Source organism: Anaeromyxobacter oryzae (assembly GCF_023169945.1).
Lineage (GTDB): Bacteria > Myxococcota > Myxococcia > Myxococcales > Anaeromyxobacteraceae > Anaeromyxobacter > Anaeromyxobacter oryzae.
Genome location: NZ_AP025591.1, coordinates 5996914 through 6012346 on the forward strand (window position 1 = coordinate 5996914; position 15433 = coordinate 6012346).

General features: G+C 73.6%; 16 protein-coding genes. 13 read left to right on the top strand and 3 right to left on the bottom strand.

Features of this window, described 5'->3' with window-relative positions; all coding sequences use genetic code 11:
* Positions 1-61 precede the first annotated feature (61 nt).
* The 4 genes from holB to AMOR_RS26280 all read left to right on the top strand — a co-directional run bounded on the left by holB (position 62) and on the right by AMOR_RS26280 (position 5442).
* The gene (holB, locus tag AMOR_RS26265; protein WP_248355631.1) at positions 62-1108 is read left to right on the top strand and encodes a DNA polymerase III subunit delta'; all 1047 of its coding nucleotides are present in this window, start codon (positions 62-64) and stop codon (positions 1106-1108) included.
* Positions 1095-2486 carry a DNA polymerase III subunit delta gene (locus AMOR_RS26270; protein WP_248355633.1) on the top strand — a complete coding sequence of 464 codons (1392 nt, stop codon included), beginning with the start codon at positions 1095-1097 and terminating at the stop codon, positions 2484-2486. Before holB ends, AMOR_RS26270 begins: the two co-directional genes overlap by 14 nt.
* Positions 2483-4570, top strand: coding sequence for a methionine--tRNA ligase (gene metG / locus AMOR_RS26275; protein WP_248355635.1), 2088 nt, complete (start codon positions 2483-2485; stop codon positions 4568-4570). The genes AMOR_RS26270 and metG overlap by 4 nt, the downstream gene beginning before the upstream one ends.
* A 92-nt stretch (positions 4571-4662) precedes the next feature.
* Positions 4663-5442: a TatD family hydrolase gene (locus AMOR_RS26280; protein WP_248355636.1), complete on the top strand. Its 780-nt coding sequence runs from the start codon at positions 4663-4665 to the stop codon at positions 5440-5442.
* 26 nt (positions 5443-5468) lie between these two features.
* Here the strand turns inward: AMOR_RS26280 and AMOR_RS26285 are convergent, their stop codons facing one another.
* Together AMOR_RS26285 and AMOR_RS26290 are read right to left on the bottom strand one after the other, a co-directional pair.
* Complete coding sequence (locus tag AMOR_RS26285; protein ID WP_248355638.1) at positions 5469-6194, bottom strand: HAD family hydrolase; 726 nt, start codon at positions 6192-6194, stop codon at positions 5469-5471.
* Positions 6195-6279: 85 nt separating this feature from the next.
* Positions 6280-7833, bottom strand: a complete 1554-nt coding sequence (locus AMOR_RS26290) for a 3'-5' exoribonuclease YhaM family protein (protein WP_248355639.1) — start codon at positions 7831-7833, stop codon at positions 6280-6282.
* Between the two features lie 169 nt (positions 7834-8002).
* Between AMOR_RS26290 and AMOR_RS26295 the strand changes: the two genes are divergently transcribed.
* Entirely contained in the window at positions 8003-8644 is a 642-nt protein-coding gene (locus AMOR_RS26295) for a nicotinamidase (protein ID WP_248355641.1), read from the top strand.
* Here AMOR_RS26295 and AMOR_RS26300 read toward each other — a convergent pair.
* Positions 8641-9294: an SOS response-associated peptidase gene (locus AMOR_RS26300; RefSeq protein ID WP_248355643.1), complete on the bottom strand. Its 654-nt coding sequence runs from the start codon at positions 9292-9294 to the stop codon at positions 8641-8643. The two genes, AMOR_RS26295 and AMOR_RS26300, sit on opposite strands and share 4 nt — an antisense overlap.
* A 120-nt stretch (positions 9295-9414) precedes the next feature.
* Here AMOR_RS26300 and AMOR_RS26305 point away from each other — a divergent pair, with 120 nt between their 5' ends.
* The 8 genes from AMOR_RS26305 to AMOR_RS26340 all read left to right on the top strand — a co-directional run bounded on the left by AMOR_RS26305 (position 9415) and on the right by AMOR_RS26340 (position 15430).
* Positions 9415-10569 carry a zinc-dependent alcohol dehydrogenase gene (locus AMOR_RS26305; RefSeq protein ID WP_248355645.1) on the top strand — a complete coding sequence of 385 codons (1155 nt, stop codon included), beginning with the start codon at positions 9415-9417 and terminating at the stop codon, positions 10567-10569.
* Positions 10570-10583: 14 nt separating this feature from the next.
* Positions 10584-10994, top strand: coding sequence for a hypothetical protein (locus tag AMOR_RS26310; RefSeq protein ID WP_248355647.1), 411 nt, complete (start codon positions 10584-10586; stop codon positions 10992-10994).
* Positions 10995-11154: 160 nt separating this feature from the next.
* Entirely contained in the window at positions 11155-11646 is a 492-nt protein-coding gene (locus AMOR_RS26315; protein WP_248362614.1) for a universal stress protein, read from the top strand.
* Positions 11647-11699: 53 nt separating this feature from the next.
* A complete protein-coding gene (locus AMOR_RS26320) occupies positions 11700-12110 on the top strand; it encodes a CBS domain-containing protein (protein ID WP_248355649.1) in 411 nt (136 codons plus the stop codon).
* A gap of 65 nt (positions 12111-12175) precedes the next feature.
* Positions 12176-12607 carry a CBS domain-containing protein gene (locus AMOR_RS26325; RefSeq protein WP_248355651.1) on the top strand — a complete coding sequence of 144 codons (432 nt, stop codon included), beginning with the start codon at positions 12176-12178 and terminating at the stop codon, positions 12605-12607.
* Between the two features lie 144 nt (positions 12608-12751).
* Positions 12752-13063: a TraR/DksA family transcriptional regulator gene (locus AMOR_RS26330; protein WP_248355654.1), complete on the top strand. Its 312-nt coding sequence runs from the start codon at positions 12752-12754 to the stop codon at positions 13061-13063.
* 115 nt (positions 13064-13178) lie between these two features.
* Positions 13179-13850 (top strand): TatD family nuclease-associated radical SAM protein, encoded by a 672-nt coding sequence (locus tag AMOR_RS26335; protein ID WP_248355656.1) that lies wholly within the window; start codon positions 13179-13181, stop codon positions 13848-13850.
* A gap of 137 nt (positions 13851-13987) precedes the next feature.
* Positions 13988-15430 carry a sigma-54-dependent transcriptional regulator gene (locus AMOR_RS26340; RefSeq protein WP_248355658.1) on the top strand — a complete coding sequence of 481 codons (1443 nt, stop codon included), beginning with the start codon at positions 13988-13990 and terminating at the stop codon, positions 15428-15430.
* The last annotated feature ends 3 nt before the right edge of the window (positions 15431-15433 follow it).

The following is a 15433-nucleotide window of genomic DNA, read 5'->3' on the forward strand; positions in this document are numbered from 1 at the left end:
GCCGGGGCTGCGCCGGAAGCGCCTGACCTGCCGGCCCCTTATGCTATCTTCCGCGCCGCCCATGCCGTTCGCGGAGATCATCGCGCAGGATCGCGCGCTCGCCTCCCTCCGGTCCGCGCTCCGGCGCGGCGCGCTCCACCACGCCTACCTCTTCGGTGGCCCGGAGGGCACCGGGAAGGCCATCGTCGCCCGGGTGCTCGCGCAGGCGGCGAACTGCGAAGCCGGGGAGGGCGGTCCGGCGGGCTTCCGCGACGACGCGTGCGGCACCTGCGGCCCGTGCCGGAAGATCGGGCGCGGCCTGCACCCCGACGTCTTCGTGCTCCGCGACGAGCGCACGATGGCCAAGGAGGGCCGGTGGGAGCCGAAGGGCGGCCGCACGCCCTCGCGGGACGTCGTGGTCGACCAGGTCCGCGATCTCGTCGACCACCGGCTCGCGATGAAGCGGTTCGAGGGCCGGCGCCGGTTCGTCATCGTCGATCCCGCGGACGCGATGAACCCGCAGGCGCAGAACGCGCTCCTCAAGACACTGGAGGAGCCGCCGGACGACACGACGCTGGTGCTCGTCGCGGCGAGCCCGGACCGGCTCCTGCCGACGATCCGCTCCCGGTGCCTGCGGGTGCCGTTCGGGCCGATCCCGGCGGAGATCGTGGAGGCGCGGCTCCGGGCCGACGGGCGCGCGCCGGAGGAGGCCCGGCTCGCGGCGGCGCTCGCCGGGGGTTCGCTCGGCCGCGCCCTCGCGCTCGATCCCGAGGAGCTCGGCGCGCTGCGCGACTCGGTGCTCGCCGCGGTGGCGCTCGATCCCGGCGACGCCGGCGCGTGGCTCGCGTTCGCGAAGGCGCACGGCGAGGACCGGCAGCAAGCCGCGGAGCTCTGCGAGCTCCTCGCGCTCTGGCTCCGGGACGTCCTCGCGGCGCGGGCGGGCGGTGACCGGCTCGCGCTCGCGGAGCTGGAGGCCGCGACGCGGCGCGCGGCCGGCGCGCTCGCGCCCGCGGAGGTCGTCCGGCGGCGGGCGGAGGTCCAGCGCACCGCCGCGGCGCTCCGGCAGAATGCGTCTCCCGTGCTCGCCCTCGAGCGGCTCCTCATCGGGTGGTTCCATGGCCGGGCCTAGGGGCGGGGGCGGCCGGGCCGCGGCGGGTGCGACGCTCGAGGTCTGCCTCGCCGACGCGAAGGCCGGGAGGCCGCAGCCGGTGTACCTGTTCGACGGCGACGCGTTCCTCGCGCTCCGCGCGGCGCGCGAGCTCGCGGGCGCCCTCGTGCCGGCGGCGTCGCGCGCGCTGAACCTCGTCGAGCTGGACGCCGCCGCGTCGCCGGCCGAGGTCGCGGCGGAGCTCGCCACCGGCGGCCTCTTCGGCGGCGGCAAGGTGGTCCTCGTCCAGGAGCCGGCGTTCCTCGCGTCGAAGGAGGACGCGGCGGAGGCGTTCGCCGCCGCGCAGAAGGCCTGGTTCGACGGGCGGCAGCGGGACGCGGCGCGGCGCCTGCTCGCCCTCGCCGGGAAGGCCGGCGTCGGGGCGAAGGCGCTCGCGCCGGGTCCGGACGGGGCGGTCGCCCACGAGACGAAGGAGGCGCTCGCCTCGGAGCTCGGCGTCGCGCTCGACGCCGCCGCGTCGCGCTTCGTCGACGAGGCCGCGCGTTACGCGCAGGAGCGCGAGCTCAAGGTCGCGAAGGGCGACGACTCCGGCGCGCTCGACGCCGCGCTCGCGAAGGGCTTCCCGCCCGGCCACGTGCTCGTCATCGCCGCGGGCAAGGTGGACGGGCGGCTCCCCGTCGTGAAGAAGCTCGCCGCCGCCGGGCGCCGCGTCACGACCCAGGTCGAGAAGGAGGGGCAGTGGGACGCCCAGCGCCTCGTGCTCGGGCCGGTGCTCGAGTCGCTCCTCGCCGGCACGGGCAAGCGCGTGGACGGGCGGGGGGAGGCGCGCCTCGCCGAGCTGGTCGGCGACGACGCGCGGGTCCTCGCCTCGGAGGTGCAGAAGCTCGCCGCCTACGTGGGCGACCGGAAGGTGATCGGGGCGGCGGACGTGGATCAGGTCGTGACCCGCGTCGCGGCGGACCCGTTCTTCGCCCTCGGGAACGCGGTCGAGGCGCGCGACCTCGCGGCCGCGATGGGCGTCCTCGACCGGTCCATCGCCGACGGCGCGAGCCCGTTCATGCTGCTCGGCTCGCTGGCGTCGACCGTGCGCCGCATGCTCGTCGAGCGGGAGCGGGCCCGCCGCGTCGCCGGCGACCGGCCCATCCGCTCCGCCCGCGAGTGGGAGGCCGAGGTGTTCCCCACCGTCCCCGACGACGAGGCCAAGGGGAAGAAGCCCTACGGGTTCTGGATGAAGTACCAGGCGTCGCTGCGGTTCTCGAGGGGAGAGCTGCTCGACGCCCTCGCCGGCCTCGCCGAGGCCGACGTCGCCATGAAGAGCGGCCAGGACGGCCGGATCCGCCTCGAGCGGGTCCTCGTCGGCCTCCTCGCCGCCGAGACACGGGAAAGGAGCAGTGCTTGAGCGAGCGAATCCTCGTCACGAGCGCGCTGCCGTACGCGAACGGCTCGATCCACCTCGGGCACCTCGTCGAGTACATCCAGACGGACGTCTACGTCCGGTTCCGCCGCGCCTGCGGCGACGACGTGACCTACGTCTGCGCCGCCGACTCGCACGGCACGCCCATCGAAGTGAACGCCGCGAAGGCCGGGGTCACGCCGAAGGCGTTCGTCGAGAAGTACCGCGCCGAGCAGCACGCGGACTTCGCGCGCTTCGGGGTCGAGTTCTCGACGTACTACACGACGGACTCCGAGGAGAACCGGCGCTGGGCGTACCGCGTCTACGACGCGCTCAAGGCGAAGGGGCTCATCTACAAGAAGTCCGTCGAGCAGCTCTACTGCGAGACCGACCGGCGCTTCCTGCCGGACCGGTTCGTGAAGGGCACGTGCCCGGTCTGCAAGACGCCGGACCAGTACGGCGACGTCTGCGAGTCCTGCGGGACGACCTACGACCCGCGCGATCTCAAGGCCCCGTACTGCGCGATCTGCGGGAATCCGCCGATCGTCCGGACGAGCGATCACGCGTACGTGAACCTCCGCAAGCCCGAGGTCTTCGCCGTCATCGACGGATGGGTGAACGCGGAGGGGCACCTCGTCCCGTCCGTGCGCGAGCAGGTGAAGGGCTGGCTCGCCGACCTCCAGGACTGGTGCATCACGCGCGACGAGCCGTACTTCGGGTTCCCCGTGAACGACCCGGAGTTCGCGGGCAAGTATCTCTACGTCTGGGTCGACGCGCCCATCGGCTACCTCTCGTCCGCCGAGCACTACTTCAAGGACGAGGCGCCGGCCGGGCAGCGCCTCGCTCCGGCGGAGTTCGAGAAGCGCTACCTCGCCGTGGGCACGCCGAGCCGGATGGAGCACTTCATCGGGAAGGACATCCTCCGCTTCCACGCGGTGTTCTGGCCGGCGATGCTCTGGGCCACCGGCCTCAAGCGCCCGGACCGGATGCCGGTGCACGGCCACCTCACCGTGAACGGCGAGAAGATGTCGAAGTCCCGCGGCACGTTCATCACGGGCAAGACGTACCTCGACTCCGGGCTCGACCCCGAGCTGCTCCGGTACTTCTACGCGTCGAACCTCTCGCCGGGCATCTTCGACATCGACCTCTCCCTCGAGGAGTTCAGGAACCGCGTCAACGCCGACCTCCAGAAGAGGATCGCGAACCTCGCGTCGCGCCTCCACGCGCCGGTCGCGAAGCTCGGCGGCGTCTCCGCCTCGGGCGGCACGCCGCGGTTCGACCGGGCGCAGGTCGCGGCCGCGCTGACGGCGAGCCGCGCCGCGTACCGCGACCTCGAGTACCGGGCCGCGCTCCGCGCCGTGAACGACCTCGCGGACGTCGCGAACAAGGCGCTGCAGGACAACAAGCCGTGGGAGACGCCGGACGCGCCCGCGACGCAGGCGCTCCTGTACGACCTCACGAAGGCGCTCCACGCGATCGCGGTGATGCTCGGGCCGGTCATGCCGCGGTTCGCCGCGGGTCTGGCCGAGGCGCTCGGGGGCGTCCCCCTCGCCTGGCCCGAGGGGTTCACGCCCTTCGACGGCGCGCCCGTCCGGTTCGCCGCGAAGCCGCCGGCGATCCTGCCGGTCGACCCGAAGCAGGTGGAGAAGCTCATCGTCGCGCCCGCCGAGGCGAAGGAGCCGCCCAGGGTCGCGAAGGCGGCGAGCCCCGCCGAGACGGCGACCCGATCGACCGCGAAGGCGGCGCCGCCCCCGCCGCCCGGGGTGATCCTCTACGACGACTTCGCGAAGGTGGAGCTGCGCGTCGGCCTGGTGAAGGCGGCCGAGAAGGTCGAGAAGGCGGACAAGCTCCTGAAGCTCTCGGTGGACGTCGGCGAGCCCGAGGCGCGGACCATCGTCGCCGGGATCGCGCAGGCGTACCCGGATCCGCAGGCGCTCGTCGGCCGGCGGATCATCGTGGTCGCGAACCTCGCGCCGCGGCCGCTCCGCGGCATCACCTCGCACGGGATGCTCCTCGCCGCCGGCGAGGCGCCGAACCTGTCCGTCGTCACGGTGGGGGACTCCATCGCGCCGGGGACGCGGGTGAAGTGAGGGCGCGTGTCGCCGGCCCGTCCAGGTCCCGTTCGCCCCGAGCGTAGGGCCGCGCCACGGCCCGGAGTCGTGGGGCGCCAGGGAGTGCTCGCATGCGCCTCATCGATTCCCACGCCCACCTCGACTTCGACGACTACGCCGGCGACCTCGACGCGGTGATCGCGCGCGCCCGGGCCGCGGGCGTCGAGCGGATCGTCTGCGTCGGGCTCTGGCGGAAGCCCGGAGACTTCGGCAACGCGCTCGAGCTCGCCGCGCGCGATCCCGCGCTCTTCGCGGCGACGGTCGGCATCCACCCGCACGAGGCCGCCCGCGTCCCGGAGCCCGACTGGCTCGCCTGCGAGGCCGCCGCGCGCGATCCGCGCGTCGTGGCGGTCGGCGAGACCGGGCTCGACTTCCACTACGATCACTCGCCGCGTGACGTGCAGGAGGGCGCCTTCCGGCGCTCGGTCCGGATCGCCCGGGCGGCGGCGAAGCCGCTCGTGGTGCACGTCCGGGAAGCGGACGCCGTCTGCGCGAACGTGCTCCGGAGCGAGGGCGTCCCCGGCGCTGGCGGCGTCATCCACTGCTTCACCGGCGACGCGACCGCCGCGCGCGCCTACCTCGACCTCGGGCTGTTCATCTCCGTCGCGGGCGTCGTCACGTTCAAGACGGCCGAGGCGATCCGCGAGGCCGTCCGCATCGTCCCGCGCGACCGCCTGCTGATCGAGACCGACTGCCCGTTCCTCGCGCCGATCCCGCACCGCGGCAAGCGGAACGAGCCCGCGTACGTGGCGGAGACGGCGAGGAAGGTCGCCGAGATCTGGGGGGTCTCCGTCGAGGAGGTCGGCGAGCTCACGACGGAGAACACGCGGCGGCTGTTCCGGCTCGCCTGACCCGGCCGCCCGGCGCCGGAAGCGCGTCACCCCTCCCAGCTGCCCCACTCGTCGGCCAGGTCCGGCTCGGCCCCGGGCTTGTTCCGCTCCTTCCAGTGCACGATCTCCCAGCCGCGCCGCTCCGCGAGGGTGCGGAACGGCGCCTTCGGGTTCACCACGACCGGCGTTCCCACCGCCTCGAACAGCGGCGCGTCGGCCGCGGAGTCGGAGTAGAGGAAGCTCTTCGAGAGATCGAGGTCCCACTTCTCCGCGACCCGCTCCACCGCGTCGCGCTTCCCGTCCCGGAACACGACGGGCGGGATGATCTGGTCGGTGATCTTCCCGTCCACGATCTTGGTGCGGGTCCCGATCGCGGCGTGGACGCGGAGGTGGCTCCCCACCTCGTCGATGATGTACTGCGACGAGCCCGACGCGATGACGACGAAGTGGCCGGAGAGGAGGTGCTTCCGGATCTGCCGGATCGCGCCGGAGGTGATCCGCTTCCGCAGGTGCTTCTCGAAGCAGGCGTGCGCGTGCGCCTTCACGACGTCCGCGTAGAGGCCCTGCTGGCACCGCGACCCGACCTCGACCATGTCCTGCTCGGTCAGCCGGTTGCGCGCGTACTCGTAGATGATGCGCGGGACGCGGGAGCGCATCTCCGGGCGCATCACCTTCTCGCTGTAGAGGTACCAGGTGAAGATGGTACCGGCGTTCCCGTCGAGGAGCGAGTCGTCGACGTCGAAGATCGCCGCGATGCGGCCGAACGGGACCATGCCGGGTGCGCCTCCCGCCCCCCCGCGCCCGGCGGCGCGCTCGCGCGCGCCCGGGCCCGTCGGAGGGCGAGGGGCGATTCTACGACTACTCGCCGGTCTTGGCCTCGGGCGTGGGCGTCTCCGCGGGGGCCTGCGCCTGCTCGGGGGCAGGCGGCGGGGCCGGCGCCTCGGCAGGAGCGGCAGCCTCCGCCGGGGCGGGCGCCTCCTCGGCCTTCGGCTTCCCCGTCTCCTCGAGCTTCTGCGCGAGGGCGGCGAACGGATTGTGCGTCAGCTTCTTCTCCGCGGGCCGGTGCTGCGGGCCCTTGTCGCCGGGCAGCCGCGGGCCGGTGTAGCCGCGCTTCTTGTCGCCGAAGCCGCCGCCGCCGAAGCCGCGGTGCTCGCGGGGGCCCCGGTCCGGCCGCTCCGAGCGCTCGGGCCGCTCCGGGCGTGGCGCCGGCGCCGGCGCGCCCTCGGGCCGCGCCTCCGCGGCGGCGCCGGCCTCCGCCGGCCTCGCCTCGCCCGCCGCCGCCGCCTGCTGCTGGGGACGGGGCTCCGGGCGGCGCTTCTCCTTCGGCTTCTTGTTCTTGGGCGCGCCGCCGCCCTGGCCGGGCTCGCGCGGCACGTAGATCACCGGCGTCATGAGCTCGGCCGGCGGGCCCTTCTTCTCGACCTGGACGGTCGGGAGGTTGCCGCGCCAGATCGTCTGCTCGTAGACGTTGTTCGAGTCGGTCCAGCGCCGGTTCCCGCCCTCGCGGCCCATCAGGTTGAGCCAGGAGTTCACGCGGCTGTCGAGCTCGTCGATGGTGTGCGTGAGGAGGGCCTCGAGCGTCATCGGGACCTTGGGCGAGCCGTACTCGATGCGCCCGTGGTGCGCGAGGACCATGTGGACGATGTGGTGCTCGAGGTCTCGCGACGCGCCGACCCGGCGGGCCTTGTCGTGGATCCACTGCGCCGTCATGACGAGGTGGCCGACCAGTCGGCCCTCGTCGGTGTACTCGGTGCTCCGCTCGCCCGACAGCTCGCGGATCTTGCCGAGGTCGTGGAAGAACGCGCCCGCGACGAGCAGATCGCGATCGACCTGCGGGAAGTGGTCGGCGAGCCGGTGGGCGAGCTTCAGGCACGAGACCGTGTGCTCGAGCAGGCCGCCCGGGTAGGCGTGGTGGACGGTCTTCGCGGCGGGCGCGCGGCGGAGGCGGCTCGCGACGTCGTCGTCGTCGAGGAACGCCTTCACGAGATCCTTCACGTGCGGATCGGCGATCACGTCGACGAGCCCGAGCAGCTCCTTCCAGAGCGTCTCCTCGACCTCGGACGGACCGGTCTTCTCCGGCTTCTTCGGCTCCGGCGGCGGCACCCACACGAATTCCGCGGCGTCGAGCGTCGCGGGATCGACCTTCGCCACGGTCTCGATCCGGAGCTGCGGCTTGCCCTGGAACGCGCCGATCGGCCCCTCGACCTCGACGTAGTCCTTCTCGTCGAACGAGGCTCCGAGCTCCTCGATCTTCTCGAACGCGCGGGCCTCGAGCTCGCCGGTCTTGTCCTGGAACGTGACCGAGAGGTACGTCTTCCCGCTCTTCGCGGTCGGGACGGCCTTGCGGGCGACGAGGAAGACGCTCTTCGCGCGCTCTCCCTCCTTGACGTCCTTGACCCAGATCTTGTCCATGGTGCGCGCAAGCTAGCTCAAGGACCGGGCGGAGACAATCGGATTTCCGCCCAGAAACGCGGATCTACGGGCTTCCGGCGCAGCGCGTCGGCTCCCCGCCCGGGGGCGCGGCGGGCGGCCGGCGAACGCGCGTCCACGCGGCACGAACGCGCGTTAGAAATGGGTGGTCATGCGCCTCGATCGAGAGAAGGACGCGCTCCTCGTCGTCGACCTGCAGCACGACTTCCTGCCCGGCGGCGCGCTCGGCGTCGCGGATGGAGACGCGATCATCGCGCCCATCGCCCGGCTCGCGCCGGCGTTCACGACGGTCGTCGCGACCCAGGACTGGCACCCGCGCGGCCACGTGTCGTTCGCGTCGTCGCACGCCGGCCGGAAGCCGTTCGAGACGCTCGCGCGGCCGGAGGGCCCGCAGGAGCTCTGGCCGGACCACTGCGTGCAGGGCTCGCGCGGCGCGGCGCTCCACGACGGCTTCCCGGACGCCGCGGTGACGCTCCTGCTGCGGAAGGGGACCCGGCCCGAGGTGGACTCGTACAGCGCGTTCCGCGAGAACGTCGGACCGGACGGGCGGCGTCCGACCACCGGCCTCGGCGCCTGGCTCGCCGCGCGCGGCGTGCGGCGCGTGTTCCTGGCGGGGCTCGCCCGCGACTTCTGCGTGCGGGCCAGCGCGGTGGACGCCGCGGCGGAGGGCTTCGAGGTGGTCGTCCTCGACGATCTGACGCGCGCCGTGTTCCCGGAGCGTGGCGCGGGGGTGGACGCGCTGCTCGCGGGGGTGGGGGCCCGGATCGCGACGAGCGCGGAGCTCGACGTCTAGAGCAGCGTGCGCTGCGCGTCCGGCGGGGCCGGCGCGAGACAGGCCGCGTCGTCGTTCGCGACGGAGTTCACGCGCTGCGAGACGCGCGTGGCGACGAGCGCCGGGACGTCCGGGCAGGGCAGGGCGCCCGGCGCACCGGCGAGCCACGCGTCGAGCCGCCCCGAGGGGACGATCACCGGCATGCGGTCGTGGACCGGCCGGACGATCGCGTCCGCCTCCGTCGTGAGGATCGCGAACCCGATGCCCCCGCCCGGCGAGCCGCCCCAGAGCGCGGCGAGGAGCAGCGGCCCGCGGTCGGGGCGGTGGAACCACGTCGGCCGGCGCGCCGCGCCCGGGCCGTCCCACTCGAAGAAGCCGTCGGCCGGCACCGCGCCGCGCCGGAGCCGCCACGCTTCGCGGAAGCTCGGCGTCCCCGCGGCGGTCTCGATCCGCGCGTTGAGGAGCAGCTTCCCGCCGGCGCCGGCGAGCCCGAACGACGCCCGGGCGAGGCGCCGGCCCCCGTCCGCGGCCCGCAGCACGAGGTGCGCGTCCCCGGGCGCCACGTTGAAGCGCGGGCGCCACGCGGCGCGGACCGCGTCGTCGACCTCGGCGCCCCAGGCCCGGGCGAGGACCGCGACGTCCTCCGTCGTCAGCGTGAACCGGCCGCACACGCCCTCGAGTCTACCTCCGTCCAGCGGGCGGCGCCCGGTACGGCCGCCTGGCGGACGCAGCGCCCGCCAGGCGTTGCGGGCCCGCCGCCGCCGCCGAACCTTGCAGGCATCGGGGGGAGCATGCGCGCGCTGACGTACGAGGGGCCGTACCACGTGAAGGTCCGGGACAAGCCGGATCCCCGCGTCGAGCACCCGGACGACGTGATCCTCCGCGTGACGCGCGCCGCGATCTGCGGCTCCGACCTGCACCTGTACCACGGGTTCGTGCCCGACACGCGCGTCGGCTCCACGTTCGGGCACGAGTTCACCGGGGTCGTCGAGGAGATCGGGCCCGGCGTCCGGAGCCTGGTGCGCGGCGACCGCGTGGTGGTGCCGTTCAACATCTCGTGCGGCACCTGCTTCTACTGCCAGCGCGGCCTGTACGGCGACTGCGAGGCCTCGAACCCGATGAGCGATCTCGCGTCGGGCGTGTACGGCTACTCGCACATGACCGGCGGGTACGACGGCGGCCAGGCGGAGTACGTCCGCGTCCCGTTCGCCGACGTCGGGCCGATGAAGATCCCGGAGGACATGACCGAGGAGGACGTGCTGCTCCTCTCCGACGTCCTCCCCACCGGCTACCAGGCCGCGGAGATGGGGGGGATCACGGACGGTGACACCATCGCCGTGTTCGGCTGCGGGCCCGTCGGCCTCGTCGCCGCGCGGTCGGCCTGGCTCCTCGGGGCCGGGCGCGTCGTCGCGGTCGACCGCGTGCCGGAGCGGCTCGAGTTCGCGCGCCGCTGGGCAGGCGCGGAGATCGTCGACCTCGGCCAGGTGAAGGATCCGATCGCGGTCCTCCGCGAGCTGAACGGCGGCCGCGGTCCCGACGTCTGCATCGACGCGGTGGGGCTCGAGGCGTCCGGCTCGCCGTGGCAGACGCTCCTCGGCCGCAAGCTCAAGCTCGCGCCGGGGTCGTCGGTCGTGCTGGACTGGGCGATCCACTCCGTGCGCAAGGGCGGGACGATCTCGATCGTCGGGGTGTACGGTCCGCCCGCGAACCTCGTCCCCATCGGCGCCGCGATGAACAAGGGGCTCACGCTGCGGATGGGCCAGGCGAACGTGAAGCGCTACATGCCGCACCTGCTGCAGCACGTCCGCGCCGGGCGCCTCGACGGCAAGGCGCTCATCACGCACCGCTTCCCCCTGGAGCACGCGGCGCACGCGTACCAGCTGTTCGAGGCGAAGGCGGACGGGTGCGTGAAGTGCGTGCTCGTGCCGAGCGGCGCGGTGCACTAGGGGAGGGACGGAGCATGGACGAGGGCTGGGAGAGCCGCGTCGAGCGCGCGCCGGGCCAGGCGCCGGACAGCGCCCCGGCGGCGCGCCCCGGCGTGCCGCGCGAGCGGTCGCTGCAGCGGGACCCGGGGGCGCACTGGGAGGTGCCCGCGCAGCAGCCGGACACCGCGGCGCTCGACGCGTCGGGCGTCCGGCGCCTGACGCCGGTGTTCGGGACGGCACAGCCGGCGCGCCTCGCGTCGGGCGCGCTGCGGCGGCTCGCGTACCGCATCCCGGAGCAGCGAGCGACCCGGTGGGTGCTGCTCCTCGCGGCGGACCGGGTGGACGTGCTCGAGCACCGGCTCGGCCGAGGCCTGTGGCTCCTGCCGGCGGTCGGTGCCCTCGGCGCCGGGTACGCGCTCGCGTCGCGAGTCCTGCGAAGGCGGTGAAGCAGCCCGGAGGCCGGGCCGCGGGAGTCACTGGGACGGGTGCCGTCGGCGGGAACGGGGCGCCTCCGGCGCGGCGCGCTCCACCCGGGACCGCGCCGGCGCCTCACCTCGGCACGGCGCTTTCAGTGCTACGATGCGGGCACGCGGTCTCACCGTGGAGGTGCGCTTGCCCGCCGCGATCAACCGGATCCTGGTCCCGATCGACTTCTCGCCGTCAGCGCGGGCGGCGCTCGAATACGGGACCTTCCTCGCGGGGAAGTTCACTGCCGAGGTCGAGGTGCTGCACGTCTGGGAGCCGCCGGGCTACGTCGGCCCCGACGCGCTCGCGCTCCTGCCGGTCGGCTCCGGCCAGCCCGGGTGGGAGCAGACGCGGATCGAGGTGCAACGCGAGGTCGAGCACCAGCTGATCCGCGCGGCCGCGCGACCGAGATCGCTCTCGGTGCGCGTCGAGTCCGGCGAGCCGTCCGACACGATCCTGCGGATCGCGCGGGACGGCGGCACGGACCTCATCGTGATGGGGACGCACGGGCGCACCGGACTCTCGCGCCTGCTCATCGGGAGCGTCGCCGAGGCCGTCCTCCGCCGCTCCGCGTGTCCCGTGCTGACGATCCGGGTGCCGACCAAGACGCCGCGGGACACCGTTCCGCTCTAGGCCGTTCCCCCCGCGGCCCCGGGCGGCGGCGCCTCCGCGGCAGGAGGTGACCCATGACCTTCGTCTCGGATGCGATGGACCGGAACCCCGTGGCCATCCGGCCGGAAGCCCGCCTCTCGGAGGCGGCGGCGCTGCTCGCGTCGTCCGGCGCGGCGCACCTCCTCGTGATGGACGAGGGCAACCTGGTCGGCATCCTCTGCCGCTGCGACGTGCGGAACGCGAACGCGGAGGGCGACGAACGCGTCGCGGATCGGATGGCCGTGCCGGTCATGACCGTCCGGCCGGACGCGACGCTCGAGGAGGTCGCCCTCACGATGTGTGACTGCGGGCTCGGGTGCGTGCCGGTCGCGCTCGGCGGGCTCGTCCTCGGCACCGTCACCGGCGCCGAGCTCCGGCGCGCAGGGCTCGACGAGCCGGCGCACCGGCCGTGTCACGACGGCGGCGAGGTGCCGCACTTGCACTGATGGTGCGATCTGTCGCCACCCCGTGGCCTCCCCCTTGCTAGTCTGCCCGGCCGGGGGGGGAGGGCATGCGGCGGCTGACTGTCCAGAACTTCATGACGCTCGGACCGGTGGTCATCGGCAGCGATCGGCCGCTCGCGGAGGCGCACCGGGTGATGCGCGAGCGGAGCATCCGCCATCTGCCGGTGGTGGACGGCGGGCGGCTCGTCGGCATGCTCTCCCAGCGGGACCTGTACCTCTGCGAGACGCTGAAGGGCGTCGACCCTGCCTCGGAGCCCGTCCGCGAGGCGATGACGCCGGAGCCTTACGTCGTCGCGCCGGACGCCGCGCTCGACGAGGTCGCCGGGACGATGGCGCAGCGGAAGCTCGGCTCGGCGGTGGTCGTGGATCGGGGGCAGGTCGTCGGGCTGTTCACCACGGTCGATGCGCTGCGGGCCCTGAGCGGCCTCGTCAGGCGCCGCAACGGCCGGCGCGCCACGAACCCGGAGCGGGTCGGCTGAACTCCGCGACCGGCGGTCTGGGTCTTGCGCAAGCCATGCGTCGGCTGATCCCTCGCACGCAACTCTGGCGGCGCCGGACCGGAAAAACCCAGGGATGTGCCGGAGTTTCGGGCGCGGGCACGGCTCGTGAAAAGCGATCCCGGCATGAGTCGCATCGAGGCGGAAGCCCGCGAGGTGTTGCTGCGGCGCCGCCGCTCGTTGAGCCAGTCCCAGGCGTTCGCCCCGCCCGCGGATCCCGCGGCCCGGTGGTCCGATTACGAGGGCCTCCCGGACCCGATCTCGGACGGCGTCCGTCGCGAGCTCGCCGAGATCGACGCAGCTCTCGCCCGCATCCAGGAAGGTCGTTACGGAAACTGCCTGAACTGCGGCGGCCCGATGGGACTCCAGCGCCTCCGCGCGCTCCCGGAGGCGCGCTACTGCGTCGCCTGCAGCGGGAACCTGCATCACGGCGAGTAGCCCGCGCGGCTCGGGAAACTGCGCGCGCGCTCGCGCGTTCTCCCGGGGAACGAGGCGCGTCGACGGTGGCCATGCTGGCACTCGCGACGGCCTCCTGCTATTCACCCGGGCGCACTTGCGGACCGCCGAGAACAAGCCCACCGAGCCCGTGCTCGCCTATCCGCTCGGCGACGCGCTCTACCTGAACATCACGAGTGCGTGCACGCTGGCGTGCGTGTTCTGCCCGAAGATCCGCGACGGCAGCTTCGTCCTCGGCGCGTACGATCTCCGGCTCGAGCGGAACCCGGACGTGGACGCGGTCTGGGCCGCGGCGACGTCCGCCGGCCTCGACGGTCGCTCCGAGGTCGTGTTCACCGGCTTCGGGGAACCGACGCGCCGGCTCGACGTCCTGCTCGAGCTCACGCGCCGGCTCAAGGCGGCGGGCGTCCGGCGCGTCCGCGTCGACACCGACGGGCTCGCGAGCCTGCGGGAGGGGCGGGACGTCCCTCCGCTGCTCGCAGCGGCGGGAGTCGACGCGGTGTCGGTCTCGCTGAACGCCGCGGACGCGGAGACTTACGCGCGCGTCTGCCCGAGCCGGTTCGGCGCGAGCGCGTACGAGGCGGTGAAGTCGTTCATCCGGAGCGCGGTCCGGTGTCTCCCGGACGTGGCCGCGAGCGCCGTCGCCCTTCCGGGGGTCTCCGAAGCCGACTGCCGCTCCGTCGTCGAGGGGTTGGGCGCGCGTTTTCGCTGGCGGCCATACGACCGGCTGGGGCGTGGTCACGATGCTCAACGGGTGGCCGGCGGGTAAGTGAAGCTTGCGTGCGGGCGCGGCGAAGTTTTCTTCGTGCACCCGAGGACTTGGGCCCGTCGTTGCCTCTGGATCTTCGGGCCGGAATCATGCATAACCTGCGGGTCCCCGCAGGCTTTGCGCTCTCCAGGAGAAGAATGACCATTCCGAATTCGGGTGCCCGGACGGGCAAGGAACGGATCCTGGTCGTCGACGACGAGCAGAACGCTCGCGTCGCGCTCCGCACCATCCTCACGGAGGAAGGGTACGAGGTGGCCGAGGCCGCCGACGGCGAGGAGGCGCTCGCGCTGATCCCGGGCTTCGCGCCGGCGGTCGTGCTCGCGGACGTCCGCATGCCCCGGATGGACGGCATCACGCTCCTCAAGCGGGCGCGCGAGCAGGGGTCCGACGCGGTCTTCTGCATGATGACCGCGTTCGCGAGCGTCGAGGCGGCCGTCGAGGCGATGCGGGCCGGCGCCGAGAACTACCTCGTGAAGCCGCTCGACGTGAACGCGGTGCTGGTGATCCTCGAGAAGGCCCTCGAGAAGCTCCGGCTCCAGCGCGACACGGCGAACCTCCGCGAGCGCGTGCGCGAGCGGTACCGGTTCCACAACATCGTCGGCGACGCGCCGGAGCTGCAGGCGGTCTACGAGGTGGTGAAGCGCGCCGCGCCGACGCGGGCGACGGTGCTCATCCTCGGCGAGTCCGGCACGGGCAAGGAGCTCATCGCGCAGGCGCTGCACGAGGAGTCCCCGCGCGCCGACAAGCCGTTCATCAAGGTGAACTGCGCCGCGCTGTCCGAGACGCTCCTCGAGTCCGAGCTCTTCGGTCACGAGAAGGGCGCGTTCACCGGCGCCGTGGGCCGCAAGGAGGGCCGGTTCGAGCTCGCCGACGGCGGCACGCTCTTCCTCGACGAGATCGGCGACATCTCGCCGGCGCTCCAGATCAAGCTGCTCCGCGTGCTCCAGCAGAAGGAGTTCGAGCGCGTCGGCGGCACGCAGACCATCAAGGTGGACGTGCGCCTCGTCGCGGCGACGAACCGCGACCTCGCCGCCGAGGTGAAGGGGGGGAAGTTCCGCGAGGACCTCTACTACCGCCTGAACGTCGTGGCGGTGACGCTGCCGCCGCTGCGCCAGCGCAAGGGCGACATCCCGGCGCTCGTCTCGCACTTCATCGACAAGTACTCGAAGGCCTACGGCAAGGAGATCCGCGGCCTCGCGCCCGGTACGCTGAACGCGCTCCTCTCGCACGACTGGCCCGGCAACGTCCGCGAGCTCGAGAACGTGGTCGAGCGCGCCGTCGTCCTCTGCAAGGCGACCGAGCTCACCGCCGACGATCTCCCGCCGACGCTCCGCGGGCCGCGCCCCCGCGAGCGCGCCCCCGGCGCCCTCATCCCCGGCGCGACGCTGTACGAGATCGAGCGCGAGGCGATCCTCCGCACGCTCGAGATGGTGGGCGGCTCGACGTCGCGCGCCGCCGAGATCCTCGGGATCAGCGTCCGGAAGATCCAGTACCGGCTGAAGGAGTACGCCGCCGGCGGCGAGCGCGGCCGCGAGGGGATGGAGGACGTGGACGCGCCGGAGAAGGCGGGAGAGGTGTAGGGG

Excerpts from the sequence above, each read along its gene's own strand:
- holB (WP_248355631.1), top strand. The coding sequence starts at position 62 with ATGCCGTTCGCGGAGATCATCGCGCAGGATCGCGCGCTCGCCTCCCTC.
- AMOR_RS26270 (WP_248355633.1), top strand. The coding sequence starts at position 1,095 with ATGGCCGGGCCTAGGGGCGGGGGCGGCCGGGCCGCGGCGGGTGCGACG.
- AMOR_RS26280 (WP_248355636.1), top strand. The coding sequence starts at position 4,663 with ATGCGCCTCATCGATTCCCACGCCCACCTCGACTTCGACGACTACGCC.
- AMOR_RS26285 (WP_248355638.1), bottom strand. The coding sequence starts at position 6,194 with ATGGTCCCGTTCGGCCGCATCGCGGCGATCTTCGACGTCGACGACTCG.
- AMOR_RS26290 (WP_248355639.1), bottom strand. The coding sequence starts at position 7,833 with ATGGACAAGATCTGGGTCAAGGACGTCAAGGAGGGAGAGCGCGCGAAG.
- AMOR_RS26295 (WP_248355641.1), top strand. The coding sequence starts at position 8,003 with ATGCGCCTCGATCGAGAGAAGGACGCGCTCCTCGTCGTCGACCTGCAG.
- AMOR_RS26305 (WP_248355645.1), top strand. The coding sequence starts at position 9,415 with ATGCGCGCGCTGACGTACGAGGGGCCGTACCACGTGAAGGTCCGGGAC.
- AMOR_RS26310 (WP_248355647.1), top strand. The coding sequence starts at position 10,584 with ATGGACGAGGGCTGGGAGAGCCGCGTCGAGCGCGCGCCGGGCCAGGCG.
- AMOR_RS26320 (WP_248355649.1), top strand. The coding sequence starts at position 11,700 with ATGACCTTCGTCTCGGATGCGATGGACCGGAACCCCGTGGCCATCCGG.
- AMOR_RS26325 (WP_248355651.1), top strand. The coding sequence starts at position 12,176 with ATGCGGCGGCTGACTGTCCAGAACTTCATGACGCTCGGACCGGTGGTC.
- AMOR_RS26330 (WP_248355654.1), top strand. The coding sequence starts at position 12,752 with ATGAGTCGCATCGAGGCGGAAGCCCGCGAGGTGTTGCTGCGGCGCCGC.
- AMOR_RS26340 (WP_248355658.1), top strand. The coding sequence starts at position 13,988 with ATGACCATTCCGAATTCGGGTGCCCGGACGGGCAAGGAACGGATCCTG.